The organism is Pseudomonas sp. PDM04, assembly GCF_014851765.1.
Taxonomy (GTDB): domain Bacteria; phylum Pseudomonadota; class Gammaproteobacteria; order Pseudomonadales; family Pseudomonadaceae; genus Aquipseudomonas.
In genome coordinates this window covers 72,310-87,654 of sequence record NZ_JACVAI010000004.1, presented here as the reverse complement: position 1 = coordinate 87,654, position 15,345 = coordinate 72,310, and the positions used below count along the sequence as shown (strand labels likewise).

14 protein-coding genes are annotated in these 15,345 nt (G+C 61.0%); 13 read left to right on the top strand and 1 reads right to left on the bottom strand.

Annotated elements, in window-relative coordinates; genetic code table 11:
• Positions 1–99 precede the first annotated feature (99 nt).
• The 9 genes from bioF to IB249_RS16435 all read left to right on the top strand — a co-directional run bounded on the left by bioF (position 100) and on the right by IB249_RS16435 (position 11,491).
• On the top strand, positions 100–1,278 hold the full coding sequence (gene bioF, locus IB249_RS16475) for an 8-amino-7-oxononanoate synthase (RefSeq protein ID WP_192306569.1): 1,179 nt from the start codon (positions 100–102) through the stop codon (positions 1,276–1,278).
• Entirely contained in the window at positions 1,271–2,002 is a 732-nt protein-coding gene (locus IB249_RS16470; RefSeq protein ID WP_192306567.1) for an alpha/beta fold hydrolase, read from the top strand. Before bioF ends, IB249_RS16470 begins: the two co-directional genes overlap by 8 nt.
• Positions 1,995–2,807 (top strand): malonyl-ACP O-methyltransferase BioC, encoded by an 813-nt coding sequence (gene bioC / locus IB249_RS16465; protein WP_192306565.1) that lies wholly within the window; start codon positions 1,995–1,997, stop codon positions 2,805–2,807. The genes IB249_RS16470 and bioC overlap by 8 nt, the downstream gene beginning before the upstream one ends.
• Positions 2,804–3,484, top strand: a complete 681-nt coding sequence (gene bioD, locus IB249_RS16460; RefSeq protein WP_192306563.1) for a dethiobiotin synthase — start codon at positions 2,804–2,806, stop codon at positions 3,482–3,484. The genes bioC and bioD overlap by 4 nt, the downstream gene beginning before the upstream one ends.
• A 122-nt stretch (positions 3,485–3,606) precedes the next feature.
• Positions 3,607–3,903: a pyrroloquinoline quinone biosynthesis protein PqqE gene (locus tag IB249_RS16455; RefSeq protein ID WP_192306561.1), complete on the top strand. Its 297-nt coding sequence runs from the start codon at positions 3,607–3,609 to the stop codon at positions 3,901–3,903.
• Positions 3,904–4,179: 276 nt separating this feature from the next.
• On the top strand, positions 4,180–5,985 hold the full coding sequence (locus IB249_RS16450; protein WP_192306559.1) for a phenylacyl-CoA dehydrogenase: 1,806 nt from the start codon (positions 4,180–4,182) through the stop codon (positions 5,983–5,985).
• Between the two features lie 347 nt (positions 5,986–6,332).
• Positions 6,333–7,622 carry a GGDEF domain-containing protein gene (locus tag IB249_RS16445; protein WP_192306557.1) on the top strand — a complete coding sequence of 430 codons (1,290 nt, stop codon included), beginning with the start codon at positions 6,333–6,335 and terminating at the stop codon, positions 7,620–7,622.
• A gap of 89 nt (positions 7,623–7,711) precedes the next feature.
• Positions 7,712–9,508: an acyl-CoA dehydrogenase C-terminal domain-containing protein gene (locus tag IB249_RS16440; RefSeq protein ID WP_192306555.1), complete on the top strand. Its 1,797-nt coding sequence runs from the start codon at positions 7,712–7,714 to the stop codon at positions 9,506–9,508.
• Between the two features lie 204 nt (positions 9,509–9,712).
• Complete coding sequence (locus IB249_RS16435) at positions 9,713–11,491, top strand: acyl-CoA dehydrogenase C-terminal domain-containing protein (protein ID WP_192306553.1); 1,779 nt, start codon at positions 9,713–9,715, stop codon at positions 11,489–11,491.
• Positions 11,492–11,718: 227 nt separating this feature from the next.
• Here the strand turns inward: IB249_RS16435 and IB249_RS16430 are convergent, their stop codons facing one another.
• Positions 11,719–12,639 (bottom strand): LysR family transcriptional regulator, encoded by a 921-nt coding sequence (locus tag IB249_RS16430; RefSeq protein WP_192306551.1) that lies wholly within the window; start codon positions 12,637–12,639, stop codon positions 11,719–11,721.
• Positions 12,640–12,808: 169 nt separating this feature from the next.
• Here IB249_RS16430 and IB249_RS16425 point away from each other — a divergent pair, with 169 nt between their 5' ends.
• From IB249_RS16425 to IB249_RS16410, 4 genes are all read left to right on the top strand, one after another.
• Entirely contained in the window at positions 12,809–14,092 is a 1,284-nt protein-coding gene (locus tag IB249_RS16425; RefSeq protein WP_192306549.1) for an aspartate aminotransferase family protein, read from the top strand.
• 251 nt (positions 14,093–14,343) lie between these two features.
• Complete coding sequence (locus IB249_RS16420) at positions 14,344–14,706, top strand: type II toxin-antitoxin system RelE/ParE family toxin (RefSeq protein ID WP_192306547.1); 363 nt, start codon at positions 14,344–14,346, stop codon at positions 14,704–14,706.
• A complete protein-coding gene (locus IB249_RS16415; protein ID WP_192306545.1) occupies positions 14,699–15,019 on the top strand; it encodes a helix-turn-helix domain-containing protein in 321 nt (106 codons plus the stop codon). Before IB249_RS16420 ends, IB249_RS16415 begins: the two co-directional genes overlap by 8 nt.
• 84 nt (positions 15,020–15,103) lie before the next feature.
• A complete protein-coding gene (locus IB249_RS16410) occupies positions 15,104–15,262 on the top strand; it encodes a YqaE/Pmp3 family membrane protein (protein ID WP_003228885.1) in 159 nt (52 codons plus the stop codon).
• Positions 15,263–15,345 lie beyond the last annotated feature (83 nt).

The window sequence follows — 15,345 nt, the reverse complement described above, 5'->3', positions numbered from 1 at the left end:
CTCACGTTCATGTCGTCTGATACACCGTTTTCGCGAGCAAGCCCGCTCCCACATGAGATCGGGTTCCTGATTTATGCAATCTGACAGTCCGAGGCCTGCATGTCTTTCGATCTCGCTGCACGCCTGGCTGCCCGTCGTGCCGACAACCTCTACCGCCAACGCCCCTTGCTCGAAAGCCCGCAGGGACCCGAGGTGGTGGTCGATGGTCAGCCGTTGCTGGCGTTCTGCAACAACGATTACCTGGGCCTGGCCAATCACCCGCAGGTGATCGAGGCCTGGCGCGCCGGCGCTGCGAAATGGGGCGTCGGTGGTGGCGCCTCGCACCTGGTGATCGGCCACAGCGGCCCGCATCATGCACTGGAAGAAGCCCTGGCCGATTTGACCGGGCGTCCGCGTGCGCTGCTGTTCACCACCGGTTACATGGCCAACCTCGGCGCTGTCACGGCGTTGGTGGGGCAGGGCGATACCGTGCTGGAAGACCGGCTCAATCACGCCTCGCTGCTCGATGCCGGGCTGTTGTCCGGTGCGCGATTCAGTCGCTACCTGCACAACGACCCGGCGAGTCTGGCCAATCGTCTGGAAAAGGCCACCGGCAATACACTGGTGGTCACCGACGGTGTGTTCAGCATGGACGGCGACCTCGCCGACCTGCCGGCCCTGGCCCGCGAGGCCAAGGACCGGGGCGCGTGGCTGATGGTCGACGACGCACACGGCTTCGGTCCGTTGGGCGCCAATGGCGCAGGGATCGTCGAGCATTTCGGCCTGAGCCAGGATGACGTCCCGGTGCTGGTCGGCACCCTCGGCAAGGCATTCGGTACGGCGGGCGCCTTTGTGGCCGGCAGCGAGGAGCTGATCGAAAGCCTGATCCAGTTCGCCCGCCCCTACATCTACACTACCAGCCAACCGCCGGCCCTGGCTTGCGCGACCCTGAAAAGCCTCGAATTGTTGCGGACTGAACATTGGCGGCGCGAGCATCTGAACGCGCTGATCCGGCAGTTCCGTCAAGGCGCGGAACAGATCGGTCTGGAGCTGATGGACAGCTTCACGCCGATCCAGCCAATCATGATCGGCGATGCCGGGCGTGCGGTGCGCCTGTCCCAAGGGCTGCGTGAACGCGGGTTGATGGTGACCGCCATCCGCCCACCGACCGTGCCCGCCGGCAGCGCTCGCTTGCGCGTGACCCTGACCGCCGCCCACAGCGCGGCGCAGGTGCAGCTATTGTTAGAGGGACTGGCCGATTGCTTTCAATCTTTGGGACCGGAGCCAAGCCATGCGTGACCGCCTGATTCTGCTGCCCGGCTGGGGGCTCGGCATTTCTCCGCTGGAGCCATTGGCCGCCGCACTCAAAGGGCTGGACGAACACCTGCGGGTCGAGATCGAACCGCTGCCGGAACTGACATCCTGTGACCCTGGCGACTGGCTCGACGAGCTCGACGCCAATGTGCCACAGGACGCCTGGCTCGGTGGCTGGTCCCTGGGCGGCATGCTCGCTGCCGAGCTGGCGGCGCGGCGCGGTGATCGTTGCTGCGGCTTGCTGACCCTGGCCAGCAATCCCTCGTTTGTTGCTCATGAGCAATGGCCGGGTGCGATGCCCGGCGAGACTTTCGACGCCTTCCTGGCCGGCTGCGCTGCCGATCCACGGGGGACGCTCAAGCGTTTTTCTCTGCTCTGTGCCCAAGGTGCCGAAGACCCGCGCGGGCTGTCACGGTTGCTGCTCGGCGGTGCGCCCAATACCGCGACAGCGGTATTGATGAGTGGTTTGGAATTGCTGGCACAACTGGATACCCGTCAGGCGTTGCAAGCGTTCCGCGGCCCGCAGATGCACCTGTTCGCCGGGCTCGACGGCCTGGTGCCGGCAGAGGCCGCGAGTGATTTGCTGGCGTTGCTGCCGGATGTCGAAATCGGCCTGATTGAACAGGCCAGCCACGCGTTTCTCCTGGAAGACCCGCACGGAGTGGCGGGTGCGATCCAGGCCTTTTTGCATGAGTCCGGCGATGACTGATTTATCCTTTCCAAAGCTGCCCGGCGCGTTGCCGGACAAGCGTCAGGTGGCGGCTTCCTTTTCCCGCGCGGCGGCCAGCTATGACAGCGTGGCCGAATTGCAACGCGATGTCGGCAATCAGTTGCTGAGCCGATTGCCTCGTGACTTCGTGCCGGGCCGCTGGCTCGACCTGGGCAGTGGCACCGGGCATTTCAGTCGGTTGCTGAGCACGCGCTTTCCCGAGGGCGACGGCGTGGCGCTGGACATCGCCGAAGGCATGCTCAATCACGCGCGTCCGCTGGGCGGGGCCGCCCATTTCATCGCTGGCGATGCGGAGCGCCTGCCGCTGCGGGAAGCGACCTGTGACCTGATTTTCTCCAGCCTGGCCGTGCAGTGGTGTGCCGATTTCGCCTCAGTGCTCAGCGAAGCGCGGCGTGTACTGAAACCGGGTGGTATTTTCGCGTTTGCTAGTCTGTGCGTGGGCACACTGGCAGAGCTGCGTGACAGCTGGCGGCAAGTGGACGGCATGGTCCACGTCAATCGCTTCCGTGAGTTCGAGGGTTATCAGCACCTGTGTGCCGCCAGCGGTTTGCGGATCGTGGGTCTGCAAACCCGGGCACATGTGCTGCATTACCCGGATGTGCGCAGCCTGACCCATGAACTGAAGGCGTTGGGGGCGCACAACCTGAACCCTGGGCGACCCGGTGGATTGACCGGGCGGGCGCGGATTCTCGGTCTGGTGGAGGCTTATGAGCAGTTTCGCCAGGCCCCTGGGCTGCCGGCGACTTATCAAGTGGTGTATGCCGTTTTGGAGAAACCCTTATGAGCGCAGCGTATTTCATCACCGGTACCGACACCGATGTCGGCAAGACCACCGTCGCCGCAGGTCTGCTGCATGCGGCAAGGTTGGCAGGGCTGAGTACGGCGGCGGGTAAACCGGTGGCCTCGGGTTGCGACGTCACGCCCAAGGGCTTGCGCAATGCCGATGCACTGGCACTGCTGGCCGAATGTTCGCTGCCGCTGACCTATGCCCAGGTCAATCCGGTCGCGTTCGAACCGGCCATCGCGCCGCACCTGGCGGCGCGGGAGGCGGGCGTGGCGTTGACCGTGCAATCGCTGCTGGCACCGATGCGGCAGATTCTGGACATGCAGGCCGATTTCACCCTGATCGAGGGCGCAGGCGGCTGGCGTGTGCCCTTGGCAGACCAGGACAACCTGTCGGACCTGGCCATGGCGCTGGGCCTGCCGGTGATTCTGGTGGTCGGCGTGCGGTTGGGGTGCATCAACCATGCGTTGCTGACGGCCGAAGCCATTGCCCAGGACGGTTTGCAACTGGCCGGCTGGGTGGCCAACATCATCGATGCCAAAACGGCGCGCCTGGAAGAAAACCTCGCCACGCTGGCCGAACGCATCCCCGCACCGTGCCTTGGCCGGGTGCCTAAGCTCAAGCTGCTGACGGCCGAAGCGGTCGCCGAACACCTTCAACTGGATCTGCTGGACTGACGCCTGGCGGCAATGGTTTTGCCTATGACAAGGCACTGTGCCATTAGTGTTTTTGTCGAGCGTTATGCCGCGATGTCTGCTTCAATAAGCACCGTTGATCCTTTGTCAGGACGAGTTCTCCCATGGAAATCTCAGGAAACACCGCTTTTTATGCCGGTCTGAGCACTATTCAGACGGGGCAGAACCGTGTCGATCAGGCGTCTGGCCAGATCGCCAACAATACGATCGAGCGTTCGGTCACCAGCCAGTCTTCCGAAGTCCAGGTCGATCGCCTGCGTTCTGTCGATCGCAGCCAGCAATCGGACCTGAGCAGCAACATGGTCGAAATGGCCCAGGGCAAGTTTCAGGTCGAGGCGGGCGTCAAGGTTGCCAAGGCTTCCGATGAAGTGCTCGGCACGCTGATCGACACCTTCGCCTGATTCTGCGCTGAATTCACACTGCCAACGCCGCGACCTGTCGCGGCGTTTTTGCGTGTAAGTCCTTCTTCTCCCACTAAACTTTCCTGTGCGCTCGCGCGCCTTCGCAGCGTCGTGCCGTTCGCGTGCGTGCGACATTCGCGCACAGTGATGACGAACGGCAAAAGATCGACGCTTGACAAGATTTAGGCGTAAACGTATGTTTCAAACAACTGTTTGACCGTCACAACAAAACAAGCGGTCGTTCATTCCCGGTTACATCAGCAGAGGTTTATCGCTATGCCTGACTACAAGGCCCCCTTGCGTGATATTCGCTTCGTTCGTGACGAACTGCTCGGCTACGAAGCGCACTATCAGAGCCTTCCGGCTTGCGCAGACGCCACTCCGGACATGGTTGACGCCATTCTCGAAGAAGGCGCCAAGTTTTGTGAACAGGTGCTGGCACCGCTGAACCGCGTGGGTGACACCGAAGGCTGCACCTGGAGCGAGTCCGGGGTTAAAACCCCGACCGGTTTCAAGGAAGCCTACAAGCAATTCGTCGAAGGCGGCTGGCCAAGCCTGGCCCACGACGTCGAGCACGGCGGTCAGGGCCTGCCTGAGTCGCTGGGGCTGGCGGTCAGTGAAATGGTCGGCGAAGCCAACTGGTCGTGGGGCATGTACCCGGGCCTGTCCCATGGCGCGATGAACACCATCTCCGAGCACGGCACCCCTGAGCAGCAAGATGCCTACCTGACCAAACTGGTCTCGGGCGAGTGGACCGGCACCATGTGTCTGACCGAGCCGCACTGCGGCACCGACCTGGGCATGCTGCGGACCAAGGCCGAGCCTCAGGCCGACGGTTCCTACAAAGTCTCCGGCACCAAAATCTTCATCTCGGCCGGTGAACACGACATGGCCGACAACATCGTCCACATCGTGCTGGCTCGCCTGCCGGATGCCCCGGCGGGTACCAAAGGTATTTCGCTGTTCATCGTGCCCAAGTTCCTGCCAAACGCAGACGGCTCGATCGGTGCGCGCAACGCCGTGTCCTGCGGATCGATCGAACACAAGATGGGCATCCACGGTAACGCGACCTGCGTGATGAACTTCGACGCCGCCACCGGTTACCTGATCGGCCCGGCGAACAAGGGCCTGAACTGCATGTTCACCTTCATGAACACCGCACGTCTGGGCACCGCGCTGCAAGGCCTGGCCCACGCTGAAATCGGTTTCCAGGGTGGCTTGAAATACGCCCGTGATCGCCTGCAGATGCGTTCGCTGACTGGCCCGAAAGCGCCGGACAAAGCCGCTGATCCGATCATCGTTCACCCTGACGTGCGCCGCATGCTGTTGACCATGAAAGCGTTCGCCGAAGGCAACCGCGCAATGGTCTACTTCACCGCCAAGCAGGTCGACATCGTCAAATACGGCGTGGATGAAGAAGAGAAGAAGAAAGCCGACGCGCTGCTGGCGTTCATGACGCCGATCGCCAAGGCCTTCATGACCGAAGTCGGTTTCGAATCGGCCAACCACGGCGTACAGATCTACGGTGGTCACGGTTTCATCGCCGAGTGGGGCATGGAGCAGAACGTTCGCGACAGCCGCATTTCGATGCTGTACGAAGGCACCACCGGTATTCAGGCCCTCGACCTGCTCGGCCGCAAGGTGCTGATGACCCAGGGCGAAGCCCTGAAAGGCTTCACCAAGATCGTTCACAAGTTCTGCCAGAGCAACGAAGGCAACGAAGCGGTTCAAGAGTTCGTCGCACCACTGGCTGCATTGAACAAGGAATGGGGTGAGCTGACCATGAAGGTCGGTATGGCCGCCATGAAAGACCGCGAAGAAGTCGGCGCGGCCTCCGTGGACTACCTGATGTATTCCGGTTACGCCTGCCTGGCCTATTTCTGGGCTGACATGGCGCGTCTGGCCGCCGAGAAACTGGCGGCCGGCACTACCGACACCGCGTTCTATACGGCGAAGCTGCAGACGGCGCGTTTCTACTTCCAGCGCATCCTGCCGCGTACCCGCACTCACGTTGCAACCATGCTGTCGGGCGCCAACAACCTGATGGACATGAAAGAAGAAGACTTCGCCCTGGGCTACTAAGCCTCAAGGCGGTCTCATCGAAAACCGCTGCCCCTTCGAGGGCAGCGGTTTTTTTTTGCGCTCGTTTGTTCCTGAGCGCCGATGAGGCCGAGACATTGCACCGTTTCATGGATATCTGCCTGACAGACCTGTATGGAGGAAAGTGCAGGCCCTGTCCCAGTGCCCCTTGCGGGTCATTCCCGCAGCGATCTCTGACTGTCGATGGGAGCACCGGGATGCACGGTTGCATCCCGTTACACAGCAGTCTTAAAAAAACCTGACTAAATGACTCAGAAAGTCGGGGGTTCTGCCGTTAAAGTATGTGGGCACATTGCCATCTATTGATCTGACGGGTCGGAGCTTTACCCTTGCCGCGTTCTTCCGCTGTACGTTTCAGTCATTTCCTGCCGTCTCTCCTGCTGTTGTTCTCGGGGCTGGCGGCGGCGTACGTCAAGGATCTGAACGTCTTCTTCACTTCACTGTTCAACGTGCTACCTACGTTGGTGCTGCTGCTGGGCGGCGCGTACTGCGCGGTTTACCGACGTCAGCGCGAGCTGTTTCTGATGGTCACGGTGTACATCGCCTACTTCCTGCTGGATACCCAGACCGATTACTACCGCGACAATGGCCGGGTGCGCGAAGACGCGGCGGTGATTTTCCACCTGTGCTGCCTGTTGTTGCCGCTGATGTTCGGTCTGTTCGCCGCGTGGCAGGAGCGGACCCATCTGTTTCAGGACATGGTGGCGCGATTCGCCGTGCTGCTGGCGGTCGGCAGTGTGGCGTTGGGTCTGGAGCAAAGTTACCCGCAGCCGTTGCTGATGTGGTTGTCGGAAATCCGCTGGCCGGCCCTGCACGGTGCCTGGATGAGTCTGATCCAGTTGTCCTACCCGGTGTTCTTCGCCGTATTCCTGTTGCTGGGCTGGCAGTACTGGCGCAGCCCGCGTCCCTTGCACGCGGCACAACTGGTCGGCCTGCTCGGTCTGTTCTGGGCCTTGCCGAAAACCTTCATCCTGCCGTTCACCCTCAACATCATGTGCAGCCAGGTGATGTTGATGATCGCTGCGGCAGTCGCTCACGAAGCCTATCAAATGGCTTTCCGCGACGAGCTCACCGGCCTGCCGGGTCGCCGTGCGTTGAACGAGCGCATGCAACGGCTGGGGCGTAACTACGTGCTGGCGATGAGCGATGTCGATCACTTCAAGAAATTCAACGACACCCACGGACACGATGTCGGCGACCAGGTGCTGCGGCTGGTGGCCAGCAAACTGTCGAAAATCGGCGGTGGCGGCAGGGCGTATCGCTACGGGGGCGAGGAATTTGCCCTGGTGTTCGCGGGCAAGACGCTCGAGGAGTGCCTGCCGCACCTGGAAGTCATCCGCGAATCGATCGAGACCTACAGTATTCACCTGCGTAACCAGGACAGCCGTCCCCAGGACGACCAGCAAGGCCGCCAGCGCCGTTCCGGTTCCGCTGCGTCCACGGTATCGGTCACCGTCAGCATCGGCGTCGCCGAGCGCGTGGACCAGCGCAACCCGGAGAAGGTGCTCAAGTCCGCCGACGAAGCCCTCTATGCAGCCAAGGGGGCCGGGCGAAACTGTGTGATGGCCTATGGGCAGAACCGCCGCGGCGCAGTGCGCACGGAGACGGCTGTCGGTTGAGTGATGATGGCGCATTCAGCGTCTGGACTGTGATTGTGGGGTGGGACCGGCGGCAGTAGGTTTAGGCATCGGCTACCGGAGGAATGACCATGCCCGAGTACAAGGCCCCCCTGCGCGACATGCGCTTTCTGATCGACCATGTCTTCGATTTCCACGGCAGCTATGCGGCGCTGGGCGCCACCGAGGCCAGCCCGGACATGGTCAATGCGATCCTCGAAGAGGGCGCGAAATTCTGCGAGAACGTGCTCGCACCGCTCAATCGCAGCGGTGACGAGGAAGGCTGTCATTTCGACAATGGCGTGGTGACGACCCCGGCGGGCTTCAAGCAGGCATTCGCCCAATACGTGGAGGGTGGCTGGCACGGGCTGGCGGCAGATCCCGCCTATGGCGGCCAGGGTCTTCCCAGTTCCCTGGGACTGGTCATCAGCGAGATGGTCGGCTCCAGCAACACCTCCTGGGGCATGTACCCCGGCCTGACCCATGGGGCAATGTCGGCCATCCACGCCCATGGCACCGATGCACAAAAAGCCACTTATCTGAGCAAGCTGACTGCCGGCCAATGGACCGGCACCATGTGCCTGACCGAGGCCCATTGCGGTACAGACCTGGGCATCATCAAGACCCGCGCCGTGCCGGCCGCCGACGGCAGTTACGCGATCTCCGGCAGCAAGATCTTCATCTCCGCCGGCGAGCACGACCTGAGTGACAACATCGTGCACCTGGTGCTGGCGAAACTGCCGGACGCTCCGGCGGGGACCAAAGGCATTTCGCTGTTCATCGTTCCCAAGTTCCTGCCCGATGTTCACGGTGAAGCAGGTGAGCGCAATGGCGTTTCCTGCGGTTCGATCGAACACAAGATGGGCATCAAGGCATCGGCCACCTGCGTCCTGAACTTCGATGAAGCCAGGGGCTTTCTCATCGGTGAACCGAACAAGGGCCTGAACTGCATGTTCACCATGATGAACCATGCGCGCCTCGGCACCGGGATGCAGGGCCTGTGCCTCGGTGAGGCGAGCTTCCAGGGCGCGATCAGGTACGCCAACGACCGTCTGCAGATGCGCGCGCTGACCGGCCCGAAAGCGCCAGAGAAAGCGGCTGATCCGATCATCGTCCACCCTGACGTCCGCCGGATGCTGCTGACGATGAAGGCCTTCAACGAAGGCAACCGCGCGCTGACGTACTTCACCGCACAGCTTCTGGATGTCGCGCATTTGAGTGCGGACGAAACGGCGCGTCAGGACGCCGAAGACCTGCTGGCCTTCCTGACACCGATCTGCAAGGCCTTCATGACCGACACCGGGCTGGAAGTGACCAACCACGGCATGCAAGTGTTCGGCGGTCACGGCTTCATTCGTGAATGGGGCATGGAGCAGTTGGTGCGCGATTGCCGGATCGCGCCGATTTACGAAGGCACCAACGGCATCCAGGCACTGGATCTGCTGGGGCGAAAAGTGCTGGGCAGCCAGGGCAAGCTGTTGCGTGGTTTCACCCGCATCGTCCACAAGTTCTGCGCGGCGAACGCCGGACATGCGCAACTCGGCAGCTATGTGGCGCAACTCAATGAGCTGAACCAGCAGTGGGGTGAAGTGACCACCCGGGTTGGCATGGCGGCGATGAAAAACCCGGACGAAGTCGGCGCTGCGTCCGTGGACTATCTGATGTACAGCGGTTACATCATCCTGGCCTACCTGTGGTTGCGCATGGCCCTGGTGGCGCAGGCGCAGTTGGAGGCAGGCGACGGCGATGCCGACTTCCATCGGGGCAAACTGGCGACCAGCGCGTTTTACTTCAAGCGCCTGCTGCCGCGTACTGCGGCCCACCGCGCCGCCATCGAAGCGGGGAGCGATTGCCTGATGACGCTGCCAGCGGAGTCGTTTGCGCTTTGACGCCAGGGCGTTAATGGCATCGCGGTCCTTTCGGTGATTCGAAGGGGCCGCGAGTGCGTTCGATCGTCATAAAAGCGCAATGACTAAAAATTACAAAAGGGTCACTAGCTGACCCTATGTGTCGCAAAAGTTGTTGGGTTACACTCGAGCCCAACGAGACACTCTTCCTACGAATCACCTGTATAAGATCCTGCGAGGTTTGCCATGGCTGACTACAAAGCGCCCCTGCGCGATATGCGCTTCGTCCTCAATGAAGTGTTCGAGGTCGCCAAACTCTGGGCCGAGTTGCCTGCACTGGCCGACACCGTCGACGCGGAAACCGTTGAAGCCATTCTTGAAGAAGCCGGCAAGGTCACCAGCAAAAGCGTCGCTCCGCTGAGCCGCGCGGCGGACGAAGAAGGTTGTCATTGGGCGGAGGGTGCCGTCACCACGCCGGCAGGTTTCCCACAGGCTTATCAGACTTATGCCGAAGGTGGCTGGGTCGGTGTCGGCGGCGATCCGGCCTACGGTGGCATGGGCATGCCCAAGGCGGTGTCGGCCCAGGTCGAGGAAATGGTCAACTCGGCCAGCCTGTCGTTCGGCCTGTACCCGATGCTGACTGCCGGTGCCTGCCTGTCGATCAACGCCCATGCCAGCGAAGAGCTGAAGGCCGCATACCTGCCGAACATGTACGCCGGTATCTGGGCCGGCTCGATGTGCCTGACCGAGCCTCACGCCGGGACGGACCTGGGGATCATTCGCACCAAGGCCGAGCCTCAGGCCGATGGTTCCTACAAGGTCAGCGGTACCAAGATCTTCATTACCGGCGGCGAGCACGACCTGACCGAGAACATCATTCACCTGGTGCTGGCGAAACTGCCGGATGCACCGGCCGGGCCGAAAGGCATTTCGCTGTTCCTGGTGCCGAAGTTCATGGTCAATGCCGATGGCAGCCTGGGCGCGCGCAACCCGGCGAACTGCGGCTCGATCGAACACAAGATGGGTATTCAGGCGTCCGCGACCTGTGTGATGAACTTCGACGAAGCCGTGGGTTATCTGGTCGGCGAGCCGAACAAAGGTTTGGCGGCGATGTTCACGATGATGAACTACGAGCGCCTGGGGGTGGGTATCCAGGGCCTCGCCACGGGTGAGCGTTCCTATCAGAACGCCGTCGAATACGCCCGCGACCGTTTGCAAAGCCGTTCGCCAACTGGCGCGCAGAACAAGGACAAGGTGGCCGATCCGATCATCGTCCACCCGGACGTGCGTCGCATGCTGCTGACCATGAAAGCCTCGAACGAAGGCGGCCGGGCGTTCTCGACTTATGTGGCCATGCAACTGGACACCGCCAAGTTCAGCGAGGACGCGGCCACCCGCAAGCGCGCGGAAGACCTGGTCGCGTTGCTGACGCCGGTCGCCAAGGCATTCCTCACCGACCTGGGGCTGGAAACCACCGTTCACGGGCAACAAGTGTTCGGCGGTCACGGTTACATCCGCGAGTGGGGCCAGGAACAACTGGTGCGTGACGTACGCATCACCCAGATCTACGAAGGTACCAACGGTATCCAGGCGCTGGACCTGGTCGGGCGCAAGGTCGTTGGCAGTGGCGGGGCGTTCTACACACTGTTCGCCGACGAGATTCGTCATTTCACCGCGACGGCCAGTGCCGATCTGTCCGAGTTCACCAAACCGCTGAACGAGGCGCTGACCACGCTCGATGAATTGACCGCGTGGTTGCTGGATCGGGCGAAGAGCAATCCGAACGAAATCGGCGCGGCCTCGGTGGAATACCTGCAAACCTTCGGTTATGTCGCTTACGCTTACATGTGGGCGTTGATGGCCAAGGCTGCCTTGGGCAAGGAGGCGCAGGAAGATTTCTACGCGAGCAAAGTCGGTACGGCGCGGTTCTATTTCGCACGCCTGCTGCCGCGCATTCATTCGTTGAGTGCTTCGGTGAAAGCCGGCAGTGAGTCGCTGTTCCTGCTGGATGCCGCGCAGTTCTGATCGCAAGGCGTCATGTAAGCATTCTCTTACATGACGTGCTGCTCATCTCCCATAGATGCAGATTGGATCCACGGCTAATCTACTTCTCATGGACGTCGCGCAGGAAGCGCAAAGTAACAACACGGACACGTAGGATTCTGCCAGGATGGCGGAGTGAAATGGATGTCAGGGAAACAGTCTGCAAAGCCCCGCTTCGGCGGGGTTTTCTTATGCCTGCAGAAAAGTGTTCAGCTCAGCCCATCCAGGGTGATCGAGCGTTCGTCCGTGGCACTCATCACTTCTTCGAGCAATGTCCGCAACAGGGTCATGGATGCCTGTTGACGTTGCACATCGCGGCACACCAGCCCGACTTTCAGCGGCACCCTCGGTTCGGTCAGCGGCTTCCACAGCAGCGCCTGGTGGCCGAGCATCTTTTGCGAACGCCCCGGAAGAACCGTCGCCAGACGGGTGTGGGGCAGGCTGTCGAGAATCCCCGCCATGTTGTTCAGCTCCGCCTGTACGTGGGGGCGCCGCCCCAGGCTGGCGAGTTGCGTCTGCCAGATCTGCCGCACCTGAAACTCTTCACCCAGCAGCAACATCGGCAACTCGGCTGCCTGGGCCATGGAAACCTTCTTGAATTCGCGCAATGGATGATCCTCCGGGATGACGAGGGTCAGTTCATCTTCGTACAGCATCACGCCATGTAAACCGGGCTGCCGGGGAGGCAGGTAGCTGATGCCGATGTCCAGCGAGCCGTTGAGCAACCGTCGCTCGATCTCCAGTCCCGACAGTTCATAGATCTGCACCACGAGATGCGGCTGCGCCTTGCGCACCCGCTCGAGCATCTGCGGCACGAGACTGGTGTGCACGGTCTGCAGCACGCCGATGGCCAGGGTACGCAACGCCTGCCCCTTGAAGTTGCCAAGGGCTTCGCGTGCCCGTTGCAAACCGTCGAGCAGCGGCAGGGCATGGTTGTACAGCGTGTGTGCGGCCAGGGTCGGCAACAGACGCTTGCTGCTGCGCTCGAACAGGCTGAGGTCGAGGTTTTTTTCAAGCTGGCGGATCTGCTGCGACAGCGCCGGCTGAGAGATCGACAGGCGCTCGGCAGCCCGGCCGACATGCCCTTCTTCGTAGACCGCGACGAAATAACGCAGTTGCTTGAAATCCATAAGTTCTGCTTATCGAAAATACTGGGAAATCGAAATGGCCCAAGGCCCGCCATGCGCCTAGTCTAACCGCATTCACAAGGCTTACAGGGCCAAAGAGCGCGATGAATACCCTTCACCGAAAGCGTGTTTGCATAGGTAAGACAAAAAACCTCAAGCGAGGTTTTTCCGGATGAACCTGTTCAGCCTCCGGCGCAGCACGCCCAGCCTTGATGACTTGTACGCTGACGATTTCGTGCCCTCCAAGGGCGACAACCTGTCCAGCGAATGCCTGATGCCCAGCGTCGAGCGGCCCAAGCAGGTGTTCCTGCGCGGCCAGGGTTCGTGGCTGTGGGACAGTGAGGATCGCGCTTACCTTGATTTCTCCCAGGGTGGCGGTGCCAACAGCCTTGGACACAGCCCTTCGGTGCTGGTCAACGCCATTGCTGCCCAGGCGCAATCGCTGATCAATCCGGGGTTCGGCCTGCATAACCGCGGCATGCTCAACCTCGCCGAACGCTTGTGCGCCAGCACCGGCAGCGATCAGGCGTACCTGCTCAACAGCGGCAGTGAAGCCTGTGAAGCGGCGATCAAACTGGCACGCAAATGGGGCCAGCTGCATCGAGGTGGCGCTTCGCGGATCATCGTGGCGAACAAAGGGTGTCATGGGCGTAGCCTCGGGACGATTCCGGCGTCGGACAGTTCCAACCTGACCAACCGCTTCGAACCGCAACTGCCGGGCTTCAGCCATGTGCCGTTCAACGATCTGGCTGCACTGCATGCCGCCGTCGACGCCCGGACCGTCGCGATCATGCTCGAACCGATACAGAACGAAGCCGGAGTGATTGTTGCCACCGAGCATTACCTCAAAGGCGTCGAGCGTCTGTGCCGCGAACTGGGCATTCTGCTGATCCTCGACGAGGTGCAAACCGGGGTCGGTCGCCTTGGCAGCTTGCTCGCGGAACAGTCCTACGGCGTGCGGGCAGATATCGTGGTGCTCGGCAAAGGGCTGGGTGGTGGCGTGCCGTTGGCGGCATTGCTGGCCCGGGGCAAGGCCTGCTGTTTCCAAGTGGGCGAATTGACGGGCACCCATCATGGCAACGCCCTGATGACGGCGGCCGGTCTGGCGGTGCTGGGCAGCGTCCAGGACAAGGGGTTTCTCAAGCATGTCGCGCAAACCGGTGAACACCTGCGCGAAGGCCTGGTGCGACTGGCTCACCGGTATGCTCATGGCGAACTGCGCGGGCAAGGCCTGCTGTGGGGCTTGACCCTGTCCGATGATTCGTCGCGCGCGGTGGTCAAGGCCGCGATGTCCGAAGGTCTGCTGCTGGACGCGCCGCAACCGGATTGCCTGCGTTTCACCCCGGCGCTCACCGTCAGCACTGCCAACATCGATGAAATGCTCCTGCGCCTGGCCCGCGCCTTTTCCCGCGTGCGTACCGCACAACTGCAATGCCGCAAAGGGATTGCCGTCTGATCAGATGAATCCTGCACGAATGTCCGAACCGTCTCGCGGTAATAACGCGTCGCCCCACGTTTGATTCTTTTGACGTGGGGCGTTTTTTTGTCTCGGTGTTTTTCCGACTGACATTCCGGACTTGAGCCGTAGCGCAATCGGTGGCTTTTTAGTGGGCGTCGGCAAGGAGTGCCGACTCCGGCGACACAACAAGCTTGTTGAGCGGGTTTTGATATCTATACCACTCAGTGGTATGTTTGTTGGAGGAAGGGATGCCTTTACCACCCAGATTGTTCAAGACAAAACGGTTTGCAGTGCAAGCGGGTAAGGCATGGATTGGTGACGATGAACTACTGGATGCCTTCACCGAAATGCTGAGGGGACAGGCTGAAAGCCTTGGCGGCGGGGTCTGGAAGAAGCGCTTGAATGCCAATCGTCATCGCTCGATTGTCGTGGCCAAGGGCGGAAATTACTGGGTTTACCAGTTCCTGTATGCAAAGAAGGATCAAAGCAATATCAGTCAGGCTGATCTAGTCGGTTTTCGGAAAGTGGCGAAGACCTACGAAGCGCTGACAGAGCAGCAGATCCAGTACCTGTTGGATAAAAAGGAGTTTTTGGAGATATCTCATGACTAGAAAATTCAAGAGTGAGGCATTGGAGTCGGTGCACGAATCCGCCAGCGCCCTCTACGCCATCGGCGCCATCAGCAAGGCCACCATGCGTGAGTTCGATGAGTCTTGCCTGGCGAATGTCCCGGACGCAATCCCGGCGGACCAGATCAAGGCATTGCGCGAGCGCAACAATGTCAGCCAGCCGGTTTTTGCACGTTACCTGAACACCAGCGCTTCGACCGTCAAGCAATGGGAAGCCGGTGCCAAGCAGCCAAGCGGCATGGCGCTCAAACTATTGAGCATCGTCCAGAAACATGGGCTTGAAATACTGGCTTGAGGGTGCGAACTGAACCCTGACGAACGGTGCAGGTCGATTAGCTGTACGGCTCGCAAGAGCCCACTTCAAATCAGGAGCTGCCCCATGGATTTCATTCGCATCATCATCGCCATTCTGCTGCCGCCACTGGGTGTGTTTCTGCAAGTCGGCTTCGGCGGCGCATTCTGGCTGAACATTCTGCTGACGTTGTGCGGTTACATCCCTGGGATCGTGCATGCGGTTTACATCATTGCCAAGCGCTGAAAGGTGTAGCAGTCGCTAGATCGCTTTCGCGAGCAAGCCCGTCCCGCATTTGACCGCATTCCCTCTGAGAGAATTCGGTCAAC